Annotated in this window: 25 protein-coding genes; 16 read left to right on the forward strand and 9 right to left on the reverse strand. The window is 61.3% G+C overall.

The window, feature by feature from the left end; genetic code table 11:
- Positions 1 to 9: 9 nt before the first annotated feature.
- Entirely contained in the window at positions 10 to 1,461 is a 1,452-nt protein-coding gene (locus BM026_RS01060) for an alanine/glycine:cation symporter family protein (RefSeq protein ID WP_093120311.1), read from the reverse strand.
- A 380-nt stretch (positions 1,462 to 1,841) separates the two neighbouring features.
- Positions 1,842 to 3,266 (reverse strand): aspartate ammonia-lyase, encoded by a 1,425-nt coding sequence (aspA, locus tag BM026_RS01065; protein ID WP_071490829.1) that lies wholly within the window; start codon positions 3,264 to 3,266, stop codon positions 1,842 to 1,844.
- Between the two features lie 182 nt (positions 3,267 to 3,448).
- Here aspA and BM026_RS01070 point away from each other — a divergent pair, with 182 nt between their 5' ends.
- The 5 genes from BM026_RS01070 to BM026_RS01090 all read left to right on the forward strand — a co-directional run bounded on the left by BM026_RS01070 (position 3,449) and on the right by BM026_RS01090 (position 7,153).
- Positions 3,449 to 4,357, forward strand: coding sequence for a LysR substrate-binding domain-containing protein (locus BM026_RS01070; RefSeq protein WP_093514219.1), 909 nt, complete (start codon positions 3,449 to 3,451; stop codon positions 4,355 to 4,357).
- Between the two features lie 240 nt (positions 4,358 to 4,597).
- Positions 4,598 to 5,089 (forward strand): 5-(carboxyamino)imidazole ribonucleotide mutase, encoded by a 492-nt coding sequence (gene purE, locus BM026_RS01075; RefSeq protein ID WP_003176980.1) that lies wholly within the window; start codon positions 4,598 to 4,600, stop codon positions 5,087 to 5,089.
- A gap of 11 nt (positions 5,090 to 5,100) precedes the next feature.
- Positions 5,101 to 6,186 carry a 5-(carboxyamino)imidazole ribonucleotide synthase gene (locus tag BM026_RS01080; protein WP_015886586.1) on the forward strand — a complete coding sequence of 362 codons (1,086 nt, stop codon included), beginning with the start codon at positions 5,101 to 5,103 and terminating at the stop codon, positions 6,184 to 6,186.
- A 106-nt stretch (positions 6,187 to 6,292) separates the two neighbouring features.
- Positions 6,293 to 6,538: a GlsB/YeaQ/YmgE family stress response membrane protein gene (locus tag BM026_RS01085; RefSeq protein WP_058424295.1), complete on the forward strand. Its 246-nt coding sequence runs from the start codon at positions 6,293 to 6,295 to the stop codon at positions 6,536 to 6,538.
- Between the two features lie 78 nt (positions 6,539 to 6,616).
- A complete protein-coding gene (locus BM026_RS01090; protein WP_071490826.1) occupies positions 6,617 to 7,153 on the forward strand; it encodes a DUF3299 domain-containing protein in 537 nt (178 codons plus the stop codon).
- Between the two features lie 61 nt (positions 7,154 to 7,214).
- Here BM026_RS01090 and BM026_RS01095 read toward each other — a convergent pair whose 3' ends face one another.
- Complete coding sequence (locus BM026_RS01095) at positions 7,215 to 8,114, reverse strand: D-hexose-6-phosphate mutarotase (RefSeq protein ID WP_093514218.1); 900 nt, start codon at positions 8,112 to 8,114, stop codon at positions 7,215 to 7,217.
- Positions 8,115 to 8,172: 58 nt separating this feature from the next.
- Positions 8,173 to 8,577: an acyl-CoA thioesterase gene (locus BM026_RS01100; protein WP_003176975.1), complete on the reverse strand. Its 405-nt coding sequence runs from the start codon at positions 8,575 to 8,577 to the stop codon at positions 8,173 to 8,175.
- Between the two features lie 458 nt (positions 8,578 to 9,035).
- On the opposite strand from BM026_RS01100, the gene BM026_RS01105 reads away from it, so the two are divergent.
- The 10 genes from BM026_RS01105 (at position 9,036) to BM026_RS01150 (ending at position 19,982) form a co-directional block, all read left to right on the forward strand.
- A complete protein-coding gene (locus BM026_RS01105) occupies positions 9,036 to 10,325 on the forward strand; it encodes an MFS transporter (protein WP_093120318.1) in 1,290 nt (429 codons plus the stop codon).
- 218 nt (positions 10,326 to 10,543) lie between these two features.
- A complete protein-coding gene (locus tag BM026_RS01110) occupies positions 10,544 to 11,530 on the forward strand; it encodes a phosphate ABC transporter substrate-binding protein PstS (protein ID WP_092241611.1) in 987 nt (328 codons plus the stop codon).
- A 384-nt stretch (positions 11,531 to 11,914) separates the two neighbouring features.
- Positions 11,915 to 13,948, forward strand: coding sequence for an ABC transporter permease subunit (locus tag BM026_RS01115; protein WP_172963318.1), 2,034 nt, complete (start codon positions 11,915 to 11,917; stop codon positions 13,946 to 13,948).
- A 15-nt stretch (positions 13,949 to 13,963) separates the two neighbouring features.
- Positions 13,964 to 15,634 carry a phosphate ABC transporter permease PstA gene (gene pstA, locus BM026_RS01120; RefSeq protein WP_071490822.1) on the forward strand — a complete coding sequence of 557 codons (1,671 nt, stop codon included), beginning with the start codon at positions 13,964 to 13,966 and terminating at the stop codon, positions 15,632 to 15,634.
- Positions 15,635 to 15,703: 69 nt separating this feature from the next.
- Complete coding sequence (pstB, locus tag BM026_RS01125) at positions 15,704 to 16,537, forward strand: phosphate ABC transporter ATP-binding protein PstB (protein WP_025856391.1); 834 nt, start codon at positions 15,704 to 15,706, stop codon at positions 16,535 to 16,537.
- A 70-nt stretch (positions 16,538 to 16,607) separates the two neighbouring features.
- The gene (gene phoU / locus BM026_RS01130) at positions 16,608 to 17,369 is read left to right on the forward strand and encodes a phosphate signaling complex protein PhoU (protein WP_058424288.1); all 762 of its coding nucleotides are present in this window, start codon (positions 16,608 to 16,610) and stop codon (positions 17,367 to 17,369) included.
- A 168-nt stretch (positions 17,370 to 17,537) separates the two neighbouring features.
- Positions 17,538 to 18,449, forward strand: coding sequence for a response regulator (locus BM026_RS01135; RefSeq protein WP_092241615.1), 912 nt, complete (start codon positions 17,538 to 17,540; stop codon positions 18,447 to 18,449).
- Positions 18,450 to 18,636: 187 nt separating this feature from the next.
- Positions 18,637 to 18,960, forward strand: coding sequence for a type II toxin-antitoxin system RelE/ParE family toxin (locus BM026_RS01140; RefSeq protein ID WP_092241617.1), 324 nt, complete (start codon positions 18,637 to 18,639; stop codon positions 18,958 to 18,960).
- Between the two features lie 4 nt (positions 18,961 to 18,964).
- Positions 18,965 to 19,264, forward strand: a complete 300-nt coding sequence (locus BM026_RS01145; protein ID WP_092241620.1) for a helix-turn-helix domain-containing protein — start codon at positions 18,965 to 18,967, stop codon at positions 19,262 to 19,264.
- 55 nt (positions 19,265 to 19,319) lie between these two features.
- Positions 19,320 to 19,982 carry a M23 family metallopeptidase gene (locus BM026_RS01150; protein ID WP_092241622.1) on the forward strand — a complete coding sequence of 221 codons (663 nt, stop codon included), beginning with the start codon at positions 19,320 to 19,322 and terminating at the stop codon, positions 19,980 to 19,982.
- A 3-nt stretch (positions 19,983 to 19,985) separates the two neighbouring features.
- Here BM026_RS01150 and BM026_RS01155 read toward each other — a convergent pair whose 3' ends face one another.
- The 3 genes from BM026_RS01155 to phoB all read right to left on the reverse strand — a co-directional run bounded on the left by BM026_RS01155 (position 19,986) and on the right by phoB (position 23,653).
- Complete coding sequence (locus BM026_RS01155) at positions 19,986 to 21,326, reverse strand: hemolysin family protein (protein WP_010207573.1); 1,341 nt, start codon at positions 21,324 to 21,326, stop codon at positions 19,986 to 19,988.
- A gap of 269 nt (positions 21,327 to 21,595) precedes the next feature.
- A complete protein-coding gene (gene phoR, locus BM026_RS01160) occupies positions 21,596 to 22,882 on the reverse strand; it encodes a phosphate regulon sensor histidine kinase PhoR (protein ID WP_219731685.1) in 1,287 nt (428 codons plus the stop codon).
- 81 nt (positions 22,883 to 22,963) lie between these two features.
- Positions 22,964 to 23,653: a phosphate regulon transcriptional regulator PhoB gene (phoB, locus tag BM026_RS01165; protein ID WP_003176964.1), complete on the reverse strand. Its 690-nt coding sequence runs from the start codon at positions 23,651 to 23,653 to the stop codon at positions 22,964 to 22,966.
- 155 nt (positions 23,654 to 23,808) lie between these two features.
- On the opposite strand from phoB, the gene BM026_RS01170 reads away from it, so the two are divergent.
- On the forward strand, positions 23,809 to 24,186 hold the full coding sequence (locus BM026_RS01170) for a COG4315 family predicted lipoprotein (RefSeq protein ID WP_093527153.1): 378 nt from the start codon (positions 23,809 to 23,811) through the stop codon (positions 24,184 to 24,186).
- A 128-nt stretch (positions 24,187 to 24,314) separates the two neighbouring features.
- On the opposite strand, the gene ubiA is transcribed toward BM026_RS01170, so the two are convergent.
- Positions 24,315 to 25,205 carry a 4-hydroxybenzoate octaprenyltransferase gene (ubiA, locus tag BM026_RS01175; protein ID WP_093514212.1) on the reverse strand — a complete coding sequence of 297 codons (891 nt, stop codon included), beginning with the start codon at positions 25,203 to 25,205 and terminating at the stop codon, positions 24,315 to 24,317.
- Positions 25,205 to 25,768 carry a chorismate--pyruvate lyase family protein gene (locus BM026_RS01180; protein WP_092241628.1) on the reverse strand — a complete coding sequence of 188 codons (564 nt, stop codon included), beginning with the start codon at positions 25,766 to 25,768 and terminating at the stop codon, positions 25,205 to 25,207. The genes ubiA and BM026_RS01180 overlap by 1 nt, the downstream gene beginning before the upstream one ends.
- Positions 25,769 to 25,790: the final 22 nt, after the last annotated feature.

The raw sequence follows: 25,790 nt of genomic DNA on the forward strand, positions 1-25,790 counted from the left end.
TCTCTACACTCAGCGTTGCGCTTGAGCGTTCAGTTCAGCGGTAGTTTGAGCGTCTGGCTCAGGCTTGACCGGGTTGGCTGGCCAGGCCTTGCGGTCCAGGTCCAGGTCAGGGAACTGGCTGGAATCGAATACCGGGGTCTTGATGCCTGCGGCGCGCTGGTTGTCGTAGTCGTTGAGGATGCGCATGGCGATCTTGAACAGGAACGCCAGGGCGAACAGGTTGACGAACGCGAGCAGGGTCATGGTGATGTCGGCGAAGGCGAACACGGTGCTCAGGTTCTCGATGGAACCCCAGAAAATCAGCACCAGCACCAGGGCGCGGTAGCCCATCAGCACCTTGCGGTTGTTGCCTACCAGGAAGCGCAGGTTGCTCTCGCCCAGGTAGTAGTTGTACATGATCGAGGTGAACACGAACAACGCCAGGGCCACCGAGATGAACATGCGGCCCCAGTCGCCCACCACCGCCGCCAGGGAGTTCTGGGTCAGGGCAATGCCGTCGCCTTCGAAGCCCGGGGTGTAGAAGCCGGAGAGCAGGATCAGCAACGCGGTACAGGTGCAGATCACGAAGGTATCGAGGAACACGCTGAACGCCTGCACCACGCCCTGGGCGATCGGGTGTTCGACCGACGCCACCGCCGCCACGTTAGGCGCACTGCCCAGGCCGGCTTCGTTGGCGAACACGCCGCGCTTCACACCCATGATGATCGCGCTGCCCACCAGGCCCCCGAAGGCCTGGTCGAGGCCGAAGGCGCTCTTGACGATGGTCGCGAGCATGGCCGGCACATGGTCGAATTGCAGCACGATTACATAGAGAGTCACGGCGATGTAGACCAGGGTCTTGACCGGCACCAGCAGGTCGGCAATCGAGGCGATGCGCTTGATCCCGCCGATGAACACCAGGCCCAGCAGTACCGCCAGCGCCAGGCCGGTGTAGGTGGTGTCCAGGCCAAAGGCGTTGTTCAGCGAGTGGGTCACGGCGTGGGCTTGCAGGCCGTTGAAAGCAAAACCGAAGGTCACCAGCAACAGGAACGCCATGACCATGCCCAGCCAGCGCTTCTGCAAACCGTGCTGGATGTAGTAGGCCGGGCCGCCACGGAAGGTGCCTTCCGCGTCGGTGCGCTTGTACAGCTGGCCGAGGGAGCACTCGATAAAGCTCGATGACATGCCCACCAGTGCGGTGACCCACATCCAGAACACGGCGCCCGGGCCACCCAGTGTCACGGCAATACCGACACCGGCAATGTTACCGGCACCCACGCGACCGGCCAGGCTGAGCATCAGCGCCTGGAAGGAGCTGAGCTGGTCGGAGCTGTTTTTCAGGCTGTCGCGAAACACCGAAAACATGTGGAAGAAGTGACGCAGTTGTACGAAACGCGAGCGAATCGTGAAATAACCGCCGAGCCCGACAATGAGCACGATCAGTACTTTCCCTGAGAGGAAGTCGTTGATGACTTCGAGCATGGAGTGTTCCTCGCTGATTTTTCTAATGGCAAACGCAGGACGGTTCGACGCTATCGCTCAGCACCAGGCAGTGCACGACGTTCGACCCCAATCCTTTTGCGGGTGTTGTTATTCATGCGGTTTCGCGCTGCACAGGACCTCGTTACCGACGATCTCTGACGCGAAGAGGGGCGGCACTATACCTAGGCGAACGTGATCCGTCTGCTCGGGGCGATTAAAGGTTTCAGCTGGGCGGTGGGCCTGCAGAGCGATATTGGCGTTTTTATAGGCTTCATTTCACAACCTCGGGGCAAAAAAAAGGGCCTGAAGAACGAGCCTTCAGGCCCTCAAAAGGTGAGAGGTGTCTAGTCCCTCAGCCTGGTGAGCGGTGCAACAAACGCTTAGGCCTTCAGCGGGACCAAGCGTGGAGCAATCATGTTTTCGGGGCGCAGGATGTCGTCGAGCATGGCGTCGTCGAGCAAGCCTTCTTCGCGCACCAGTTCCAGCACGCCACGGCCGCTTTCGAGGGCGATACGGGCGATGCGGGTGGCGTTTTCATAGCCGATGTACGGGTTCAGCGCGGTAACCAGGCCGATGGAGTGCTCCACCAGTTCGCGGCAGCGGGCTTCGTTGGCGGTGATGCCGACGATGCAGTGCTCGCGCAGCATGTCCATGGCACGTTGCAGCAGGCGGATCGAGTCGAAGATCTTGAAGGCGATCAGCGGCTCCATCACGTTCAGTTGCAGTTGGCCGCCTTCGGCCGCCATGGTCAGGGCCAGATCGTTACCGATGACCTGGAACGCCACCTGGTTCACGGCTTCCGGGATCACCGGGTTGACCTTGCCGGGCATGATCGAGCTGCCCGGCTGGCGGGCCGGCAGGTTGATCTCGTTGATGCCGGTGCGTGGGCCGCTGGACAGCAGGCGCAGGTCGTTGCAGATCTTCGACAGCTTCACCGCAGTACGCTTGAGCATGCCGGAGAACAGCACGAAGGCGCCCATGTCGGAGGTGGCTTCGATCAGGTCGGCGGCTGGAACAACCGGCTGGCCGCTGATCACCGCCAGGCGCTGTACGGCCAGGGCCTGGTAGCGCGGGTCGGCGTTGATGCCGGTACCGATGGCGGTGCCGCCCAGGTTTACTTCGGTCAGCAGCTCAGGCGCCAGGGTTTTCAGGCGTGCCAGGTCTTCACCCAGGGTGGTGGCGAAGGCGCGGAATTCCTGGCCCAGGGTCATCGGCACGGCGTCTTGCAACTGGGTGCGGCCCATTTTCAGTACGTGGCTGAATTCTTCGCCCTTGGCGGCGAAGGCCTGGATCAGGCTGTCGAGGCTGGCCAGCAGCGCGTCATGGCCCAGCAGCAGACCCAGGCGGATCGCGGTCGGGTAGGCGTCGTTGGTCGACTGCGCCATGTTCACGTCGTTGTTGGGGTGCAGGTACTGGTACTCGCCCTTCTTGTGGCCCATGGCCTCCAACGCGATGTTGGCGATGACTTCGTTGGCATTCATGTTGGTTGAAGTGCCGGCGCCGCCTTGAATCATGTCCACCACGAACTCTTCGTGGAAATCGCCGCGGATCAGACGGGCACAGGCTTCGCTGATGGCAGCGTGCTTGGCTTCGCTGAGCTGGCCCAACTCGCGGTTGGCGTCAGCCGCCGCTTGCTTGACCATTGCCAGACCGACCACCAATTTCGGGTAATGCGAAATCGGAACGCCCGAGAGGCGGAAGTTGTTCACCGCTCGCAGGGTCTGGATGCCGTAATACGCTTGAGCCGGTACTTCGAGTACGCCAAGCAGGTCTTTTTCGGTACGGAAAGATGCAGCGGAGGACATGACGGAAATCATCTCGATATGGACCCGGAACTGGCCGGAACGCTGCGAATGCTAGGCTTGTAGAACTTTTTGGGCCAATGCTGTTAAGCACTGGCCTATGCACAAACGGCATAATGTGAGTGTGACCCGGTTATCATGGCGGGCGTGTGTGCCAAAATGGTGCGTACCCACGGGAGGCAGCAATGAACCTTGAGAGCAAATGGCTGGAAGACTTCAGCGCCTTGGCGGCGACCCGCAGTTTTTCCCAGGCGGCGGAGCGGCGCTTCGTCACCCAGCCGGCGTTCAGCCGACGCATCCGCAGCCTGGAGGCGGCCCTGGGCCTGACCCTGGTCAACCGCTCGCGCACGCCGGTGGAGCTGACGGCGGCGGGCCAGTTGTTCCTGGTCACGGCGCGTACAGTGGTCGAACAGCTCGGTGAAGTGCTGCGCCATTTGCATCACCTGGAAGGCGGGCAGGGTGAGGTCATGCAAGTGGCTGCGGCGCACTCCCTGGCCCTAGGCTTCTTCCCGCGCTGGATCGCGCAATTGCGCAACGAAGGCCTGAACATCGCCACGCGGCTGGTGGCCACCAACGTCGGCGACGCCGTGCATGCGCTGCGCGAAGGCGGTTGTGACCTGATGCTGGCGTTCTACGACCCGGACGCCGCGATGCAGATGGATTCGGAAATCTTCCCGTCGCTGCACCTGGGCAACACCGAAATGCTCCCGGTGTGTGCCGCCGATGCCGATGGCAAACCGATGTTCGACCTGGAAGGCGACGGCAGCGTCCCGTTGCTGGCCTACAGCGCCGGCGCGTTTCTCGGTCGCTCGGTGAATTTGCTGCTGCGCCAGCGTGCGCTGCGCTTCACCACGGTGTACGAAACCGCCATGGCCGACAGCCTCAAGAGCATGGCCCTGGAAGGCCTGGGCATTGCCTGGGTGCCGCAGTTGAGCGTGCGTGCCGAGCTGGCGCGTGGTGAGCTGGTGGTCTGCGGCGGGCCGCAATGGCATGTGCCGCTGGAGATTCGGCTGTACCGCTGTGCCTTGGTACGCAAGGCGAATGTGCGGTTGTTGTGGCGCAAGCTCGAAGGCGGGGCGGCGCAGAATACTTGAGCCCCTTCGCACAAGGTTTCGTGGTGCCTTGGACTGACTTCAAGGTCAATAAAACCGCCACTTTGCACCGCTAGACAGATGGTCATCCCAGGGGCTGTTTATCTGGATTATTACGGTATACTGCGCGGCCTTCGGCCGGTCCAACCGGCCTTAATTCGTACACCAAGCCACGCCGGATTTCCCGCGTGGCTTGTTGTTTTTTGACGCGCCTGTGGGCGCCCAGAGAGAAGAGGCACGACGATGAGTGCATTGGTTGGCGTGATCATGGGCTCCAAGTCCGATTGGTCCACCCTTAGCCACACCGCCGATATGCTGGAAAAACTCGGCATTCCCTACGAAGTGAAAGTGGTCTCCGCCCACCGCACTCCGGATTTGCTGTTCCAGTATGCCGATGAAGCAGAATCCCGTGGCATCGAGGTGATCATCGCCGGTGCCGGCGGTGCAGCGCACCTGCCCGGCATGTGTGCGGCCAAGACCCACCTGCCGGTACTCGGCGTGCCGGTGCAGTCGGCGATGCTCTCGGGCGTGGATTCGCTGTTGTCCATCGTGCAGATGCCGGCCGGTATCCCGGTGGCGACCCTGGCGATCGGCAAGGCCGGCGCGATCAACGCCGCCCTGCTGTCCGCCAGTATCCTGGGCGCCAAGCACCCGCAATTCCATGCGGTGCTGAAAAAATTCCGTGCTGAGCAGACAGACAGCGTGCTGGACAATCCAGACCCACGCATCGCCTGAGGTTGTTGACGATGAAAATCGGTGTAATCGGTGGCGGCCAACTGGGCCGCATGCTGGCCCTGGCGGGCACCCCGCTGGGAATGAACTTCGCTTTCCTGGACCCGGCGCCGGACGCCTGCGCGGCAGCCCTGGGCGAACACCTGCGCGCTGACTACAGCGACCCGGACCACCTGCGCCAGCTGGCCGACGAAGTCGACCTGGTGACCTTCGAGTTCGAAAGCGTTCCGGCTGAAACCGTGGCGTTCCTGTCGCAATTCGTGCCGGTATACCCGAGCGCCGAAGCCCTGCGCATCGCCCGTGACCGCTGGTTCGAGAAAAGCATGTTCAAGGACCTGGGCATTCCGACCCCGGCCTTCGCCGATATCCAGTCCCAGGCGGACCTGGATGCCGCCGTCGCCAGTATCGGCCTGCCCGCCGTGCTGAAAACCCGCACCCTGGGTTACGACGGCAAGGGCCAGAAAGTCCTGCGCACCGCCGCCGATGTGGTCGGCACCTTCGCCGAGCTGGGCAGCGTTGCCTGCCTGTTGGAAGGCTTCGTGCCGTTCACCGGTGAAGTCTCGCTGATCGCCGTGCGTGCCCGTGATGGCGAAACCCGCTTCTACCCATTGGTACACAACACCCATGACAGCGGCATCCTCAAGCTGTCCGTGGCCAGCACCGACCACCCGTTGCAAGCGCTGGCCGAAGACTATTCCAGCCGTGTACTCAAGCAGCTGGATTACGTCGGCGTGATGGCGTTCGAGTTCTTTGAAGTCGACGGTGGCCTCAAGGCCAACGAAATCGCCCCGCGCGTGCACAACTCCGGGCACTGGACCACCGAAGGCGCCGAGTGCAGCCAGTTCGAAAACCACCTGCGGGCGGTGGCGGGCTTGCCGTTGGGTTCCACGGCCAAGGTCGGTGAGAGCGCCATGCTCAACTTCATTGGTGTGGTGCCGCCCGTGGAAAAAGTCATCGCCATCGACGACTGCCATCTGCATCACTATGGCAAGGCCTTCAAGGCTGGGCGCAAGGTTGGCCACGCCAACCTGCGCTGCAAGGACCGTGCGACGCTGCAAGCGCAGATCCTCAAGGTCGAAGCGTTGATCGCCGAGCAATAAGCCAGGGAGCGGCGGGAACCATTCGGCGACCGCCGTCCTCTGATTGCAGGATGCCAAAGCCTGACTAGGCTTTGGCATAGCTCACCTACATTCAGAGGGAAATGCCATGGGTATCATTGGAACCATTTTTATCGGCTTGATCGTCGGCCTACTCGCGCGTTTCCTGAAACCAGGCGACGACAGCATGGGCTGGATCATGACCATCCTGCTGGGCATCGCGGGTTCGTTGGTCGCCACTTACGGTGGCCAGGCCCTGGGCATCTACCAGGCAGGCCAGGGCGCAGGCTTCCTCGGCGCGCTGATTGGCGCCATCGTGCTGCTGGTGATCTACGGCCTGCTGAAAAAGAAATGATCTAAGCGACGAAGCCCTCTGCGCTGCGCAGGCGCGGAGGGCTAGAATGCTCGCCACCTGTACTTGCCGAGCCTCTCCATGCGCCGTCTTTTGTTGATACTCCTCCTGCTGGGCCCTGGCCTGGCGCACGCCGGCGAACTGCCGGAAACCGACTGGCTCGACCTGATGCCGTTGTCGGATCAAAAAGCGCTCGAAGCCATGCCCGAGATCGACCACAACTCGCCAGAGGCCCAAGGCACGTTCACCGACAAGGGTGGCCTGAAGCAGAGCAAAGGCTTGCCGGCGGTGATGTATTCAACCAAGACCGTGGCGGCCATGAATGGCAAGAACATCCGCATCGGCGGTTATCCGGTGCCGTTGGAGACCGACGCCAAGGGCCGCAGCACCTTGTTCTTCCTCGTACCGTATCCGGGCGCATGTATCCATGTGCCGCCACCACCGCCTAACCAGTTGGTGCTGGTGCGTTATCCCAAGGGCTTGAAGCTGGATGATATCTATACGCCGCTGTGGGTCACCGGCACGTTGAAGGTGGAGAAGGTGAACAACGATCTGGCGGATGCGGCGTATGCGCTGGATGCCGGAAAAGTACGCGTGGTCAAGGAATCCGATCTTTAAAGGGCAACATATAACCAATGTGGGAGGGGGCAAGCCCCCTCCCACATTGTGATTGGCGTTCTTACAGGGCGACAGCGCTGATGCTCACGCCCAAGGTGTGGCTTTCACCGGGTGCCAGACTCACCACATCATCCAGCACATTGGCTGTCTCGATGCACAACATGCCCGTCCAGCCATCGTCAGCCATGTCATCAAACGCCTTGGCACGTTCGGTCCAGGGGTTCCAGATCACCGTTGACGTCGAGCCCTCGGCAGTGAGCTGGATACGGCGCTGCCAATCTTTATCGACAATACTCAGCTGTGCAGGCGTATCGAGGTAGATACGGTCAGTCTCGCCGGTGAAATGCAGCAACCCGGCTTGCTGCTTCGTTGCCCAGTTGTCAGCGGTATCGATATACGCCGCTCCGTCCAGTCCCTCGACGTGCACCTTGCGTACGTCGCTCACCGCAAAATAGGTGTGCAGTGCCTGGCTGAGGGTCACGGTATCGTTGCCACGGTTATGGCTGGTCAGGTGGACGTGCAACTGATCGTCCAGCAACAGGCTCAGTTTAAGATCGACCTCGTGGGGCCAGCCAGGAAAGCCGCCTGTTGGAACTGGCAGTACCAAGTCCACCCGCAGTGCCTCACCTTCAAGCGCGCTCGCGGCCAATTCCCACAGCGCTGTGCGCACGAAACCATGGGCGCCGGCTGGCTGATCGCTTTGGCGCATCGCCTTGACGCTCTGCGGGTTACGGTCGAACACGCCAAACCACGGCCAACATACCGGCACGCCGGTGCGGATGCCTTTGCCCTGCTTGAACACCGCTTCGGGGTTCGGCCAGATCAGCGGCTGCTCGCCGTCGCGCTGGTAACTGAAGATATGTGCGCCCTGTCGGGCCACCATCAGTTCGGCGCCGTTGTGACGGATGCGCCAGCAGTCCAACTCGTCGATTTTCACGGTTTCAACGTGGGGTGTCGGCATAACAAAGCACTCTTCATGGCAGGCAATGGGGCAATTGACCGTCAAAACCCGGTGAGGTTTAACGTGCGCGCGACGGCACCGAACGCGTGCGGCCACTGCCATCGATGGCGACGAACACGAACACCGCCTCGGTCACCTTGCGCCATTCGCTGGACAGCGGGTCGTCGCTCCACACTTCGACCATCATCTGGATCGAGCTGCGACCGATTTCCAGGGCCTGGGTATAGAAGGAGAGCTGCGCGCCCACGGCGACCGGCACCAGGAACGCCATGCGATCAATGGCCACGGTGGCTACACGCCCGCCCGCGACCTTGCTTGCCATCGCGGTGCCGGCCAGGTCCATCTGTGCGACCAGCCAGCCGCCGAAAATGTCGCCAAAACCGTTGGTTTCACGCGGCAGGGCGGTGATTTGCAGGGCGAGATCGCCTTGCGGGATAGGATCTTCTTGTTCGAGTTCGATCATGCCAAGGGTGCCTCTGACCCGTAACGCTTCATGGGTATTTCAAGTGGATAGCCGTCTTATGGAAAAACGTTTCAGCACCAACATACTCCGCGTGATGCGTTTCTCGTAAGGCGTACTAAAGGGAAGCTCTGCCAAATCGGCTGGACGGCTTCCAACGACGGTTTGGCACAGCAGCCCCTCAAGACTGGGGGTCTTGCGCTTGCAAGGGCCGAGTATATCGACACGTTGTCGCCACGACGACCTCTGGGCGTTCATTTGGTCGGCAATTCGCGGCTGTATTGCGGCTTTTTCCGGCAACTGTGCTTCTGTGCGCAGATAACGCTCAGGAAAGCGGAATAATTCGCGCGGTTGAACGGTTATTCGCTCACCGCTGTGCTTTTGCGAGCGATTTGCTATCTTGCCATGCCTGCCGCAAGTCCCGGGCTTGCCGTCCCGACTACTATAAGAGAAGCCTTGCCATGTCCTCCGTGCCCGCAAGCAGTGCGCAACCTTCGCGCCCGCTGACCCGCAACGACTACAAAACCCTGTCGCTGTCTGCCTTGGGCGGGGCGTTGGAGTTTTATGACTTCATCATTTTCGTGTTTTTCGCCACCGTGGTCGGAAAACTCTTCTTCCCGCTCGACATGCCCGAATGGCTGCGCATGATGCAGACCTTCGGCATCTTTGCCGCCGGTTACCTCGCGCGCCCCCTGGGCGGCATCATCATGGCGCACTTCGGCGACCTGCTGGGCCGCAAGAAGATGTTCACCCTGAGCATCTTCATGATGGCCGTGCCCACCCTGATCATGGGCCTGCTGCCAACTTACGCGCAGATCGGCCTGTGGGCGCCGATCCTGTTGCTGCTGATGCGCATCATCCAGGGCGCGGCCATTGGCGGCGAAGTACCCGGCGCCTGGGTGTTCGTCTCCGAACACGTACCGCCACGGCATATCGGTTACGCCTGCGGCACCCTGACCAGCGGCCTGACCGCCGGGATCCTGCTGGGATCGCTGGTGGCCACCGCCATCAATACTATTTACAGCCCGGAGCAAGTCTCGGATTACGCCTGGCGTATCCCGTTCCTGCTGGGCGGTGTGTTCGGCCTGTTGTCGGTGTACCTGCGCCGCTGGCTGCATGAAACGCCGATCTTCGCCGAGATGCAGCAGCGCAAGGCACTGGCCGCCGAGTTGCCGTTGCGCGCGGTGCTGCGCGACCACCGTGGCGCCATCGTCTTGTCGATGTTGCTGACCTGGTTGCTGTCGGCCGGCGTGGTGGTGGTGATCCTGATGACCCCGACCGTGCTGCAGACCCTCTATCACTTCAGCCCGACCGTGGCATTACAGGCCAACAGCCTGGCCATCGTCACCCTGAGCCTGGGCTGCATCGCCTCCGGCGCCCTGGCTGATCGCTTCGGTGCCGGCCGGGTACTGGTGATCGGTTGTGCGCTGTTGCTGGCCACATCCTGGACGCTCTATCACAGCCTCTTCAACCATCCTGACTGGCTGTTCCCGCTGTACACCCTGACCGGTCTGTTCGTGGGCACCATCGGCGTGGTGCCCTACGTGATGGTCAAGGCCTTCCCGCCCGTGGTGCGTTTCAGCGGCCTGTCGTTCTCTTACAACGTGGCCTACGCCGTATTCGGCGGGCTGACGCCGCTGGCGGTATCGCTGCTGATGAAGGAAAGCCCGCTGGGTCCGGCCTACTACGTTGCCGCCCTGTGTGTGATGGGGATGGTGGTGGGTGGGTATTTGTGGAAGCGTTCGCGCTAAGCCATGGATGATGATCGTTCCCGGCCCTGGGAACGATCACGTTTCAACGTATTTCCAAGCCTCAATCTCTCCCTCCCAGGCCTCGTGCCTGCGCGCTTTCCGTGGCGTCGTTGAGTAGTGGCCTTTCATCTAATTGTCACATTACAGACATAGAGTGTTCACACGGCCTCCCGATACTTGGCCCCGATCCAATTATCCCTATCTGCTAGGAGCAAGGCATGAAACTGAAACGTTTGATGGCGGCAATGACTTTTGTCGCTGCTGGCGTTGCGACCGCCAACGCGGTGGCCGCTGGTGTTGATCCGGCAATCCCGGCGTACGTGAAGACCACTGGTGTGTCGGGCAACCTGTCCAGCGTTGGTTCCGATACCCTGGCTAACCTGATGACCCTGTGGGCCGAGGGTTACAAAAAGGAATACCCGAACGTCAACATCCAGATTCAAGCTGCCGGCTCGGCCACCGCGCCACCTGCGCTGACCGAAGGCACCTCCAACCTGGGCCCGATGAGCCGCAAGATGAAGGACACCGAACTGGCTGCCTTCGAGCAGAAGTACGGTTACAAGCCAACCGCTATTCCGGTTGCGGTGGATGCCCTGGCCGTGTTCGTGCACAAGGACAACCCGATCCAGCACCTGACCATGGAACAAGTCGACGCGATCTTCTCCTCGACTCGCCTGTGCGGTGGCAAAGCCGACGTGAAAACCTGGGGTGATCTGGGCGTGACCGGCGACCTGGCCAACAAGCCGGTGCAACTGTTCGGTCGTAACTCGGTGTCCGGCACCTACGGCTACTTCAAGGAAGAAGCCCTGTGCAAAGGCGACTACAAGCCAAACGTGAACGAACAACCAGGCTCGGCTTCGGTCGTGCAGTCGATCAGCTCTTCGCTGAACGGCATCGGTTACTCGGGCATCGGCTACAAGACTGCCAGCGTGAAGACCGTGGCTCTGGCCAAGAAAGGCAGCACTGACTTCGTCGAAGACAGCGAAGAAAACGCCCTGAACGGCAAATACCCGTTGTCGCGTTTCCTCTACGTGTACGTCAACAAAGCGCCGAACAAGCCTCTGGCCCCGCTGGAAGCCGAGTTCGTGAAACTGGTGCTGTCCAAACAAGGCCAGGAAGTTGTAGTGAAAGACGGCTACATCCCACTGCCAGCCAAAGTCGCCGCCAAGGCCCTGGCTGACCTGGGTCTGAAAGAAGGCAACTGATTGCCTCTGCGGGGCCGGCCTGCCGGCTCCGCATCCGAATTTTCTAGTCCGCTGCCAGCCATGCTTCGCGGCGGATTTGTTGCGTCACTGCACTGTCATCTTTCTGTCATACAGGATCGCTAGGGTGTGCGCATGAATGATCTGGCCAATTCCACCATGACGACGACTTCTCCCCCCAAGCGCATTGACTTCAATACGCCTGAGTTGCAACGCAAGCGCCGCATTCGCGCGCTCAAGGATCGCCTGACCCGTTGGTACGTGCTGGTCGGCGGCCTCGCCGTCCTCGGCGCCATCACCCTGATTTTCTTCTTCCTGGCCTACGTCGTCGCGCCACTGTTTCAAGGCGCCTCATTGACCAAGGAAGACGCACTGACCCCGGCCTGGATCCAGGACGCGGGCAAGCCGCTGATGATCTCCCTCGAAGAACAGAACCAGGTCGCCATGCGGGTTTCCGACAAGGGCCAGGCGCTGTTCTTCAATGTCGAGACCGGTGCCGAGCTCACGCGTGTCGACCTGCCCCTGCCCGCCGGCACCAGCGTTGCTTCTATCGGTGAAGACCAGCCCGGCAGCCCGCTGGTGATCCTCGGTCTATCCAATGGCCAGTCCCTGGTGTTCCGCCACACCTATAAGGTGTCCTACCCGGACGGCAAGAAAACCATCACGCCGGCGATCGAATACCCCTACGGTGAAACGCCGATCGTTCTGGATGACGCCGGCCGCCCGCTGGAACACGTGGCCCTCAACGCCACGGATTCGTCCCTGGTGGTGGCAGGCTCCGCGGGTTCGCACTTGAATGTGCTGTCCCTGAGCCGCGAAGAAAACATGATGACCGGCGAAGTTACCAGCGAGCAGAAGCGCATCGAGCTGCCACAGATGACCGAGCCGGTGAAGGCAATTTTCATCGACCCGCGCCAGCAATGGCTGTATGTGATCAACGGCCGTGCCTTGGCCGATGTGTTCAGCCTGCGCGACAAGAGCCTCAATGGTCGCTACAAACTGCTGGAAGACGGGACTGCCGAAGTCACCGCGAGCACGCAGCTGGTGGGCGGCATCTCGCTGATCATCGGTAACTCCAAGGGCGGCCTGGCCCAGTGGTTCATGGCCCGCGACCCGGATGGTGAACAGCGGCTCAAGCAGATCCGTACCTTTCAGATGGGCACCACGCCTATCGTGGAAATTTCCGCCGAAGAGCGCCGCAAGGGCTTCACCGCCCTCGACGCGTCCGGCCAGTTCGGCGTATTCCACAGCACTGCCCACCGCACCCTGCTGGTGGACCCGGTGGTCGACGGCCAAGGCGTGTACGGCATGTCGCCACGGGCCAACCGCGTGATCGTGGAGGCGGGCGGCAAGCTGCAGCCGCTGATGCTCGACAACCCGCACCCGGAAGTGTCTTGGAGCGCGTTGTGGAGCAAGGTCTGGTACGAAAACTACGACGAGCCTAAATACGTCTGGCAGTCGACCGCCGCCAACACCGACTTCGAACCCAAGATGAGCCTGGCCCCGTTGACCTTCGGCACCTTGAAGGCCGCGTTCTACGCCATGTTGCTGGCCGCGCCACTGGCCGTTGCCGCCGCGATCTACACCGCCTACTTCATGGCCCCGAGCCTGCGCCGCAAGGTCAAGCCGGTGATCGAATTGATGGAGGCGATGCCGACGGTGATCCTCGGCTTCTTCGCCGGCCTGTTCCTGGCGCCGTATGTGGAAGGGCATCTACCGGGCATTTTCAGCCTGTTGATGCTGTTGCCGATCGGAATCCTGGTGGCCGGCTTCATCTTCAGCCGCCTGCCTGAGTCCCTGCGCCTGCGCGTACCGGATGGCTGGGAAAGCGCGATCCTGATCCCGGTGATCCTGTTCGTGGGCTGGCTCTCGCTGTACATGAGCCCGTACCTGGAAACCTGGTTCTTCGGCGGCGATATGCGCATGTGGATCTCCCACGACCTGGGCATCACCTACGACCAGCGCAACGCCCTGGTGGTCGGCCTGGCCATGGGTTTCGCGGTGATCCCGAACATCTACTCCATCGCCGAAGACGCCGTGTTCAGCGTACCGCGCGGCCTGACCCTGGGTTCCCTGGCCCTGGGCGCCACGCCGTGGCAGACCATGACCCGCGTGGTCATCCTCACCGCCAGCCCGGGCATTTTCTCGGCACTGATGATCGGCATGGGCCGTGCGGTAGGCGAGACCATGATCGTGTTGATGGCCACCGGTAACACCCCGGTGATGGAGATGAACCTGTTCGAAGGCCTGCGAACGCTTGCGGCCAACGTCGCCGTGGAAATGCCCGAGTCGGAAGTGGGCGGCAGTCACTACCGCGTGCTGTTCCTCTCGGCGCTGGTGCTGCTGCTGTTCACCTTCATCATGAACACCCTCGCCGAGCTGATCCGTCAGCGTCTGCGCAAGAAATACTCGTCGCTTTAAGAAAGGTAGAAGTCTGTGAAACAGAACTCCCTGAATGGATGGTTCAAGAGCGGCGCCCCCGGCGTCTGGATCAGTGGTGGCGCGGTGTCCATCGCGGTCATCATGACCATTGGTCTGCTGGCTGTGATTGCCGTGCGTGGCCTGGGCCATTTCTGGCCGGCCGACCTGATCCAGGCCAACTACAACGTGCCGGGCCAGGAAAATCATATCGTCATCGGCGAAGTGGTGCAGAAGGAAGAAGTGCCCCGCGAACGCCTGAAAAGCGCTGGCCTGCCGGTGCCGGACCAGGGCCCTGAGTTCATGACCCGCGAGCTGATCAAGGTCGGAAACCGTGACCTGAACGGCAACGACTTCACCTGGATCGTCGGCGAGTGGCTCAAGGACCAGACCACGCCGGCGAACCTGATGACCATCGAGCGCCGTGAGTGGGGTAATTTCTACGGCACCCTGGTCAACGTTAAGCAGGACGGTAAAGTCATCGCCGAAGGCGAGGCCGCATGGCCGGAGCTGCAGGCCCGTGTGGACCGCGTCAACAAGCTGGCCGCTCAACTCAAAACCCTGGAAAAATCCGACATCGGCGCGATCAACGCCGGTTTGGAGCGCATCCGCCTGCACGGCCGCAAACTGGAGCTGGAAGGCAAGCTCGACGCCGCCGCCCAGGCCGACATGGATGCCGACCGCGCCGAGCTGAATGCCCGTTACCAAGACATCGAAGCCCGCCTGGCCGACCTGCACGCCCAGTTCAACCGCGACGCGCTGACCGCTCGCGACGGCAACGGCAAGGAAGTGGAAATCGGCATCGGCAAAGTGGTGCACGCCTACCAGCCGAACGCCATGGGTACGATCACCAAGATCGGCTTCTACTTCAGCAAGGTCTGGGAATTCCTCAGCGATGACCCACGGGAAGCCAACACCGAAGGCGGGATCTTCCCGGCCATCTTCGGCACCGTGATGATGACCCTGATCATGGCGATGATCGTGACCCCGTTCGGCGTGCTGGCGGCGGTATACCTGCGTGAATACGCCAAGCAGAACACCCTGACCCGCGTCATCCGTATCGCCGTGAACAACTTGGCCGGCGTACCAGCCATCGTCTACGGCGTGTTCGGCCTGGGCTTCTTCGTGTATGTATTGGGTGGCTCGGTTGACCGGCTGTTCTTTGCCGAAGCCCTGCCGGCGCCGACGTTCGGCACGCCGGGCCTGTTGTGGGCCTCGCTGACCCTGGCGCTGCTGGCGGTGCCGGTGGTGATCGTGGCCACGGAAGAAGGCTTGGCGCGAATTCCTCGCACTGTGCGTGAAGGCTCCCTGGCACTGGGTGCGACCAAGGCGGAAACGCTGTGGAAGATCGTGCTGCCGATGGCCAGCCCGGCAATGATGACCGGCATGATCCTCGCCGTGGCCCGCGCCGCCGGCGAGGTGGCGCCGCTGATGCTGGTGGGCGTGGTGAAACTGGCGCCGTCGTTGCCGCTGGACGGCAACTACCCGTACCTGCATCTGGACCAGAAGATCATGCACCTGGGCTTCCACATCTATGACGTCGGCTTCCAGAGCCCCAACGTCGAAGCCGCCCGGCCGCTGGTGTACGCCACCGCGTTGCTGCTGGTGCTGGTGATCGCCACGCTCAACTTGTCGGCAGTGTGGATCCGTAACCACCTGCGCGAAAAATACAAAGCGTTGGACAGCTAAAGCTTTTCAATGTGGGAGGGGGCAAGCCCCCTCCCACACACAATGAATTGGTAGCACAGGGAGCATCCCATGCAACAAGACACCCACACTCACGGCATCAACATGTCTGCCCTGGGTCGCGACAAGCAGAGCCTGAGCCTGGCCCAGGAAACCGTGGCCATCGAAGTGCCGGGCCTGAGCCTGTACTACGGTGAAAAACAGGCGCTGTTCGACGTCAGCATGAACATTCCCAAGCAGCGCGTGACCGCCTTCATCGGCCCGTCGGGCTGCGGCAAGTCCACGCTGCTGCGTACCTTCAACCGCATGAACGACCTGGTGGACGGTTGCCGTGTGGACGGTGCCATCAACCTCTACGGCACCAACATTTACCGCAAGGGCGAAGATGTGGCCGAGCTGCGTCGGCGCGTGGGCATGGTGTTCCAGAAGCCCAACCCGTTCCCCAAGACCATCTACGAAAACGTGGTCTACGGCCTGCGTATCCAGGGCATCAACAAGAAGCGCATCCTCGACGAAGCGGTCGAGTGGGCCTTGAAAGGCGCGGCGCTGTGGGACGAAGTGAAGGACCGCCTGCACGACTCGGCCCTCGGTCTGTCCGGCGGCCAGCAACAGCGTCTGGTGATCGCTCGCACAATCGCCGTGGAGCCGGAAGTGTTGCTGCTCGACGAACCCTGCTCGGCTCTCGACCCGATCTCGACGCTGAAAGTCGAAGAACTGATCTACGAGCTCAAGTCCAAGTTCACCATCGTTATCGTGACCCACAACATGCAACAGGCGGCGCGGGTTTCCGACTACACCGCGTTCATGTACATGGGCAAGCTGGTGGAATTCGGCGACACCGATACCCTGTTCACCAATCCGGCGAAGAAGCAGACCGAAGACTACATCACCGGTCGCTACGGCTAGGAAGCTGTGGTTCTGATTGCACTGACGCTGCGGTTATCCGCACCTTACCGGACGCTCCAAGGACGCCAACATGATTAGCAAAGAAGGCCTTACCCACCACATCTCCGCGCAGTTCAACGCCGAGCTCGAGGAAGTGCGCAGCCACCTCCTGGCGATGGGCGGGCTGGTGGAGAAGCAAGTCAACGATGCGGTCACCGCGCTGATCGAGGCCGACTCGGGCCTGGCCCAGCAAGTGCGTGAGATCGATGACCAGATCAACCAGATGGAACGCAATATCGACGAAGAATGCCTGCGCATTCTCGCCCGTCGCCAGCCGGCGGCGTCCGACCTGCGGTTGATCATCAGCATCTCCAAATCGGTGATCGACCTGGAGCGCATCGGCGACGAAGCCACCAAGATCGCCCGACGCGCCATCCAGTTGTGCGAAGAAGGCGAAGCGCCGCGCGGTTACGTGGAAGTGCGCCACATCGGCGACCAGGTGCGCAACATGGTGCGCGATGCGCTCGACGCCTTTGCCCGCTTCGACGCCGAACTGGCACTGTCGGTGGCCCAGTACGACAAGGTCATCGACCGTGAGTACAAGACTGCGCTGCGTGAGCTGGCCACCTACATGATGGAAGACCCGCGCTCTATCTCGCGGGTCTTGAGCATTATATGGGTGCTGCGCTCCCTGGAGCGGATTGGCGACCATGCGCGCAATATCTCCGAACTGGTGATTTACCTGGTGCGCGGCACCGACGTGCGGCACATGGGCCTCAAGCGCATGAAGGCCGAAGTTGAAGGTTCAGTCGATCAAATCCCTAATGTTCCGGGCGTACCTGACGATAAGTAAGGTTGCCCGAGAAATTAACGCCCGGCCTTTGGTCGGGCGTTTTTGTTTGCGGGCCCGAATTTTTCAGCGAGGGGGCACAAGAAAGTCCCAACGTGACTGCAGAGTTTTTGGCAAAATGCCATCAGTCAGGCGTCTTGCGTGCCGAAGTTTTTATAGGATGAAGGGTCGATGAGTAAAGTCAGTGTGTTGGTGGTGGATGACGCCTCGTTTATCCGCGACCTGGTGAAGAAGTGCCTGCGCAACTACTTCCCCGGGATCAAGCTTGAAGATGCGGTGAACGGCAAAAAGGCCCAGGCCATCCTGATGCGCGAGACCTTCGACCTGGTGCTGTGCGACTGGGAAATGCCAGAGATGTCCGGCCTTGAGCTGTTGACCTGGTGCCGCGAGCAGCCTCACCTCAAAGCCATGCCGTTCGTGATGGTCACCAGCCGTGGCGACAAGGAGAACGTAGTCCAGGCTATCCAGGCCGGGGTTTCCGGCTACGTCAGCAAACCGTTTACCAACGAGCAGTTGCTGAACAAGGTCAAGCAGGCCCTGCACAAGATCGGTCGCCTCGACGCCCTGGTCGCCAGCGCGCCGACCAAGATGAACTCGGCTTTCGGCAACGATTCCTTGAGCGCCCTGACCGGCGGCAAACCCGAAGTGGCGCGTGCGGCTCCCGTTGCGGCTGCCGCTCCTGCGCCTAACAAAGGGTTGCTCAACAGCCCACCGGTGCAGGCGCCGGTAGCGGCTGCGCCGGCTGGCGGTCGTGGCCAGGGCCAATTGCGCCTGTCCAGTGGCACCCAGCAATGCGTGATCAAGGCGCTGAGCATCAAGGAAGCGCTGCTGGTGGTGCGTCGCGGTGAAGTCCTGCCCCAGGTACTGGAAAGCGCCGTGCTCGACCTGGAGCAAGGCGAAAACGCCGAAGTGGCCCGCCTCAATGGCTACCTGCACGCCATCGTCGCCTTCGAACCGAAGCCGGACAGCGATTGGCTGCAGCTGACGTTCCGGTTTATTGACCAGGATGCGCAGAAGCTCGACTACATCTCCCGCCTGATCGCACGTGGCACGGCGCAGAAGCATTTTGTGCCGGGTGCGTGATTCCCTGAGTGCCGGGAATCGACCGACTGTCTGATTCCCGGTACGTGCCTTGATTTATATCTGTTTCGATATAGGCTTTCGGTAACGCTTCGGTGTCAGCGAGGCTTTGCTATGCCTTGAAACAAACCTCCACGTTCCTTGGCCGAATCGTCGATTACGCTTTTTCTTTCCATGAAAGGAGAAGCCAATGCCAAGGCACAAGGATGTGGTGTTTCTAGGAAGCTCGCTCAAGGATCTCAAAGCGTTTCCGCTCGATGCCCGGAGGGCAGTGGGGTTTCAGTTGGATCTCTTGCAGCACGGTGAGCAACCCTTTGACTGCAAGCCGATGAAGACCATTGGGAGGGGCGTCAGCGAGATCCGGATCACTGAAGAGTCGGGCGCTTTTCGGGTGTTTTATGTGGTCAACCGGCCAGAGGCCATCTATGTGTTGCACGCGCTGCGCAAGACCACACAAAAAACCGAAGGGCGTGATATCGAGCTGGCTCGTGCCAGATTGCAGGAGTTAGGGTGAGCCCATGACGAATCAAAAAGATTACGGCGAGCGTTTCAGTTGTGTCTGGGATGCTCTGGAAGACACACCCCAGCAAGCCGCCAATATGCGGCTGCGTTCAAAATTGCTTTTGGAGCTGTGCCAAACCATTCGTCGCTGGGAGCTTTCTCAAAAAGATGCGGCGCAAAGACTGGGGATCAGTCAGCCCCGACTTAACGACGTTCTCACCGGCAAGATCGACAAACTCTCCCTGGATGCCTTGGTCAATTTGTCGGCGGCCGCCCAAATGAACGTGGATATTTGTTTCAACGGGCTGCCTGCCTGAAGTTGTCATCAAACCGCGCTAACCTGCCGCTCAGTCATCCCGGCAGGTTTACGCCATGCTTATGCGCTTCTTGCTGTGCTGCGGGTTGGCAACGGTCGCCGTGTCGACCCAGGCCATGACCCTCTACAAATCCGTCGATGCCAATGGCCTGGTGTTTATCAGCGACCGGTATACGCCGGGCGCCCAGGTATTTGTGATCCGGGAGCGCAAGCTTGAACGGCCGATAATCGACAGGCCTCCGGCCCGCTACCCGCCTCAGGCCTACCGCTACCCCTTGCCCTGGCGTGGCGGTCCGTTTCGTCTGACCCAAGGCCCCAACGGCACCTTCAGCCATACCGATAGTAAGAGCCGCTACGCCATGGATATCGCCATGCCCGAAGGCACGCCAATCATTGCGGCGCGCAGCGGGATGGTGGTGAAAACCGAGAACGAGCAGACCGGGCGGGGCAGTGATGCGTCGGGGAATTTCGTGAGGGTGCGCCACGACGACGGCACCGAGGGCGTGTACCTGCACCTCAAGCAAGGTTCGGTCAGCGTCCGGGTCGGGCAGCATGTAGCGGTGGGGAGCCCGCTGGCGTTGTCGGGCAATACCGGCAACAGCAGCGGGCCGCATCTGCATTTTGTGGTGCAGCGCGTTACCGGGGCGGGGCTGGTCTCGATCCCATATGAGTTCAATCAGCCGGTCGGTGCATTGCCCAATTTTGCATTGGGCAATTGACGGTCAATCCAGCAACAGCACCTTGGCCAGTACGATCTTCGGCCCTTTCATCTTCTTGATGATGATGCGCAAGCCTTCAACCTCCAGCACTTCTTCCTCCTCGGGCACCCGCTTGAGGGTGTCATAGATCAGGCCGGCCAGGGTTTCGGCTTCGATGTGGTCCAGGTCCACGCCCAGCAGGCGCTCCACCTTGAACAGCGGCGTGTCGCCACGCACCAGCAGCTTGCCCGGCTGATAGGCCAGGATGCCGCGCTCGGCCTTGCGGTGTTCGTCCTGGATATCGCCCACCAGCACTTCCAGCACGTCTTCCATGGTGAGGTAGCCGATGATCTTGCCGTCGGCTTCTTCCACCAGGGCGAAGTGCGCGCCGCCTTTGCGGAACTGTTCCAGCAGCTGCGACAACGGCATGTGCCGCGACACACGCTCCAGCGGGCGGGTCAGCTCGGCCAGGTTGAACGACTCGGGGATGTGGTCCAGGGCCGCCAGTTCCAGCAGCAGGTCCTTGATGTGCAACAGGCCCACGAATTCGTTGCGTACCGCGTCATATACCGGGTAACGGCTGAACTTGTGGCGACGGAACAGCGCAAGGATTTCCTTGAGCGGCGCGTTGAAGTCCAGGGTCACCAGGTCTTCCCGGGAGTTGGCCCAGTCCACCACTTCCAGCTCGCCCATTTCCACGGCGGAGGCCAGTACGCGCATGCCCTGGTCGCTCGGGTCCTGGCCACGGCTGGAGTGCAGGATCAGCTTGAGTTCTTCGCGGCTGTAATGGTGTTCATGGTGCGGGCCAGGCTCGCCCTGGCCGGCAATGCGCAGGATGGCGTTGGCGCTGGCGTTGAGCAGGTAGATCGCCGGGTACATGGCCCAGTAGAACAGGTACAGCGGCACCGCCGTCCACAGCGACAGCAGCTCGGGCTTGCGAATCGCCCAGGACTTGGGTGCCAGTTCGCCGACCACGATGTGCAGGTAGGAGATCACGAAGAACGCCGCAAAGAACGACACGCCCTTGATCACTTCCGGCGACTCGACGCCCACGGCGCCCAGCAGTGGCTCGAGGATGTGCGCGAAGGCCGGTTCACCGACCCAGCCCAGGCCCAGGGAGGCGAGGGTGATGCCCAGCTGGCACGCCGACAGGTAGGCGTCGAGCTGGCTGTGTACGGTGCGCAGGATCTGCCCGCGCCAGCCGTTCTTGTGGGCGATGGCCTCGACCCGGGTGGCGCGCAGTTTGACCATGGCGAACTCCGCCGCAACGAAGAAGCCGTTGAGCAGTACCAGGATCAGAGCAAAAAGAATCATGCCGAAGTCGGCGAAGAGTGTCGCGAGGGTGATACCAGGGGAAGGGTCCATGATGGGGTTTTGCAGGTTCCGTATGTTCAGTAAGGGGTGGCAGGCGGGCCTGAAAGGCAGGCGCAAGTCGGCCAATGTAGCGGCTGACGGGGCGCTTGCCTAGTGCCCACTGCCGGGCGGGGCCTGGAATGCACTCTCTAAAACAACACCGGTCCACTGTGGGAGGGGGCTTGCCCCCGATGGCAGTATGTCAGGCAGCACATTCATATCTGACCCGCCGCCATCGGGGGCAAGCCCCCTCCCACATGTAGGCCCGTGGTGTCTTTGGTTTAGTTGTCGTTGCCGAGGGCTCGCGAGCGCGCCACCTGAGCCGGCGGAAAATGGCAGGTAAACGTGCTGCCATGTCCCAGCACGCTGCTGATTTCCAGGCGTGCGCGGTGGCGCAGCAGCACGTGCTTGACGATCGCCAGGCCGAGCCCGGTGCCACCGGTGTTGGAATTGCGGCTGGAGTCGACACGGTAGAAGCGCTCGGTCAGGCGCGGCAGGTGCTTGGCGTCGATACCGATGCCGGAGTCCTGCACGCTCAAATGCGCACCTTGTTCGTCGGCCCACCAGCGGATGCGGATATTGCCTTTGTCCTGGGTGTACTTCACGGCGTTGAACACCAGGTTGGAAAACGCGCTGCGCAACTCGCCTTCGCTGCCCTTGAGCAGCACGGCCGGGTCGGCTTCCAGGCTGATCTGCTGCCCGCGTTGGCCGGAGAGGGCCTGGGCGTCGTTCTTGATGGTCTGCAACAGGCTTTGCACGGCCACCGGCTGGTTATCCGACGGATAATCGGTGGCTTCCAGCTTGGCCAGCAACAGCAGGTCGTTGAGCAGGGTCTGCATGCGCGAGCCTTGCTGCTGCATTTGCTGCAGGGCCCGGCTCCAGCGTGGGTTGATCTCGTCGACGTTGTCCAGCAGCGTCTCCAGGTAGCCGCAGATCACCGTCAGCGGTGTACGCAACTCGTGGGAGACGTTGGCGACGAAGTCCTTGCGCATCTGCTCCAGCTGGTGGATGCGGGTGACATCGCGCACCAGCATCAGGTGTTCATTATTGCCGTAGCGCGTCAGGTACAGCTGGATGCGTACGCGGTCATTGGTGGGCGAGGGGATTTCCAGGGCTTCTTCGTAGTTCTCCTGTTCGAAGTACTCCTTGAAGCGCGGGTGGCGCACCAGATTGGTCACTGGCTGGCCGCTGTCCTGGGGGGTCTTGAGGCCCAGCAGGGTCTCGGCGGCGCGGTTCCACCATTCCAGGTTGCCGTCGCTGTCGAGCATGATCACCGCGTCCTTGAGCGCGGCGGTGGACTCCTGCACCCGGTCGATCACCGCTTGCAGGCGGCCGCGCACACGCTGGTCGCGACGTTGCAGGTGGTAGATGCTGTCGAACACCTCGCCCCACAGGCCGTAGCCATCGGGTGGTGCCTCATCGGGTTTATGCTGGCGTAGCCATTCGTGCAGGCGCAGCAGTTGCTTGAGGGTCCAGCCCAGGTACAGCGCGATGCCGACTGCCAGACTCCAGCCGTAATAGCCGCTGACCAGCCCAACCAGCAGGCAGCCGGTGATCAGCAAAAGCATGTGGCGGATCAGGGTGCCATGCCAGTTTTGGTTCACTTGAACATGCGTCCTTGTCAGCTGTTAAGTCAGGATCCGATTGGCTCAGCCCTTGGTAGAGAAGCGGTAACCAGTGCCGCGCACGGTTTGTACCAGATTCTCGTAGGCATCGCCCAAGGCTTTGCGCAGGCGACGGATATGCACGTCCACGGTGCGTTCTTCCACGTACACGTTGCCGCCCCACACTTGGTCCAGCAGTTGGCCACGGGTGTAGGCGCGCTCCTGGTGGGTCATGAAGAATTGCAGCAGGCGGTATTCGGTGGGGCCCATCTCGGCCGGTTTGCCGTCGATGGTCACGCGGTGGCTGATCGGGTCCAGCAGCAGGCCGCCGACTTCGATAGGCGCTTCGCCATCGGTAGGCCCGGCGCGGCGCAGTACGGCCTTCAGGCGCGCTACCAACTCCCGTGGGGAAAAAGGTTTGGTGATGTAGTCATCGGCACCGACTTCCAGGCCCTGGATCTTGTTGTCCTCTTCGCCCTTGGCGGTGAGCATGATGATCGGGATGTCCCCGGTCAGCTCGTCACGCTTGAGGCGGCGGGCCAGTTCGATGCCGGAGGTGCCGGGCAGCATCCAGTCCAGCAGGATCAGGTCCGGCTTGCGGTCGACGATAATGGCATGGGCCTGCTGGGAGTTCTCCGCCTCCAGGCAGTCATAGCCGGCCATTTCCAACGCAACGGCGATCATCTCGCGGATGGGCGCTTCGTCGTCAACAATCAGAATGCTCCTGCCAACCATGCTCGAAAATCCTCTTGTCATTTAACTGTCTTGCGCCGCATTAGATAACGGAATTATTGCAGTCGTGTGACAGTAATTTAGTCGCTCGGGCAATTCCCGCCTCTCTGGACTACGCTTTGAGTCCGAATCCTGACAACCACAAAAGGAAGGTTCCGATGACTTACAGCACGATTTCCTGGAAAGCCCTGCTGGTGACGGCTGCGTTGACACTGCCGGGCCTGGCGTTTGCGGCGGAGCCGGCGATGACCAAAGACGGAATGCTGGTGGACCACAAGGGCATGACGCTCTACACCTTCGACAAGGACGCTGACGGCAAGTCCGTGTGCAAGGACCAGTGCGCGACCAATTGGCCGCCGTTGAAGGCAGAGTCCACTGACAAGTCGATGGGCAAATGGACCGTTATCACCCGCGATGACGAGACCAGCCAGTGGGCCTATGACGGTAAGCCCGTCTACACCTACAAGGATGACCACAAGGCCGGTGACAAGACCGGTGATGGCAAAGGTGGGGCGTGGCACGTGATCAAGCCTTGATGACGCGGTGCCGCTGAAATCACCGGGGGCAAGTCGAATCGTCGTACCACCCCTCCCACAGGGGAACACATTCCAAATGTGGGAGGGGGCTTGCCCCCGATGAGGTCGGGACAACCGCCACAAAAACCTCAGCGAAACGCATAGTCCGCCACAATCCCGACAAATATCGCCAACCCCGCCCAGTGGTTGTGCAGGAACGCCTTGAAGCACTTCATGCGGTCCTTGTCCCGGGTGTACCAGAACTCCCAGGCAAAACAGCCCGCCGCGCCCAGCAGACCCAGGTGGAACCAGCCACCCAACTCGAATCGCGCCCCCGCCAGCAACAGGCACACCAACGACAGCCCTTGCAGCGTAAGGATAATCACGCGATCCGCATCGCCAAATAGAATGGCGGTGGATTTCACGCCGATCTTCAAGTCGTCATCCCGATCGGTCATCGCGTAATACGTGTCGTAACCCACTGTCCACAGCAGGTTGGCGATATACAGTAGCCAGGCCGTAGCGGGAAGGTGACCCGTTTCGGCAGTGAACGCCATCGGCATGCCCCAGGAAAACGCCGCCCCCAGCACCACCTGCGGGTAATAGGTGTAGCGCTTCATGAACGGGTAGCTCGCCGCCAGGGCCAGGCCACCGAGGGACAGCAGGATGGTGGTGGCGTTGGTCAGCAGCACCAGCAGGAAACTGATGCCCATCAGCACGGCAAAAAACACCAGCGCCTCTTTGGAGCTGATCTTGCCGCTCACCAGCGGGCGTTGCTCGGTGCGCTTCACATGGCCGTCGACCTTGCGGTCGGCCCAGTCGTTGATCACACAGCCACCGGCGCGCGTCAGCACCACGCCGAGCACGAAGATCACGATATTGATTAAAGAAGGCGAGCCTTTGCCGGCGATCCACAGCGCCCATAGGGTCGGCCACAACAGCAGGTAGATGCCGATGGGCTTGTCCATACGGGTCAGTTGAATGAAATCCCAGGCCCTGGGGTTCAGGTGGTTCAGGGACTTGAGCAGACGTTGGTACATCAGCAATTCTCCGGATGGGCGTGCAGCGCGTGCCAGAAACTGGGCAAGAAGACTTCCGCGACCAGCACGCTCAGCGGCCCGCGATCAAAGCGTGAGCGGCGTGCCCACAGCCCGTCGACCTGATCGGCCGCTGGCAACCAGTGCCGAGGGTAATGGCACACTTCGATGGCCTGGCGGGTGAAGGCCTGGTCACAGAACAGCAGTTCGCCCAGGGACCGGCTGCCCAACTCATCCATATGCAGGCCGTCGCCCTGCAGAGCGCCGCGTGCGGCCACACTGCGTGCGAACACCCACGGCTGACCATGCCCACGCAGATACACCTCGCGCACCCAACCGATACTGGCCGGCGCCAGCGCCAGGGCGGCACATTCGTCATCGCGTAGCGGTTGCCAGCCTTCGAACAGTGGCGTGACGCTGAAACCGTCGTTGGACAGCCACGTCAACCGCCGCGTCAGCGAGTCTTCGTTGAACAGCCAATTGAGGGTCAAGGACGTGGGTACAGGGGCCAGGAGGCTCTGGGTCAACCATTGGCAAGCATCGGGAGGGTCGATTGAGTGCGGCACGGTGAGTCAGTATCGGCAGCAA

Origin of the sequence: Pseudomonas sp. NFPP24, from assembly GCF_900112095.1 — a bacterium.
Classification (GTDB): domain Bacteria; phylum Pseudomonadota; class Gammaproteobacteria; order Pseudomonadales; family Pseudomonadaceae; genus Aquipseudomonas; species Aquipseudomonas extremorientalis.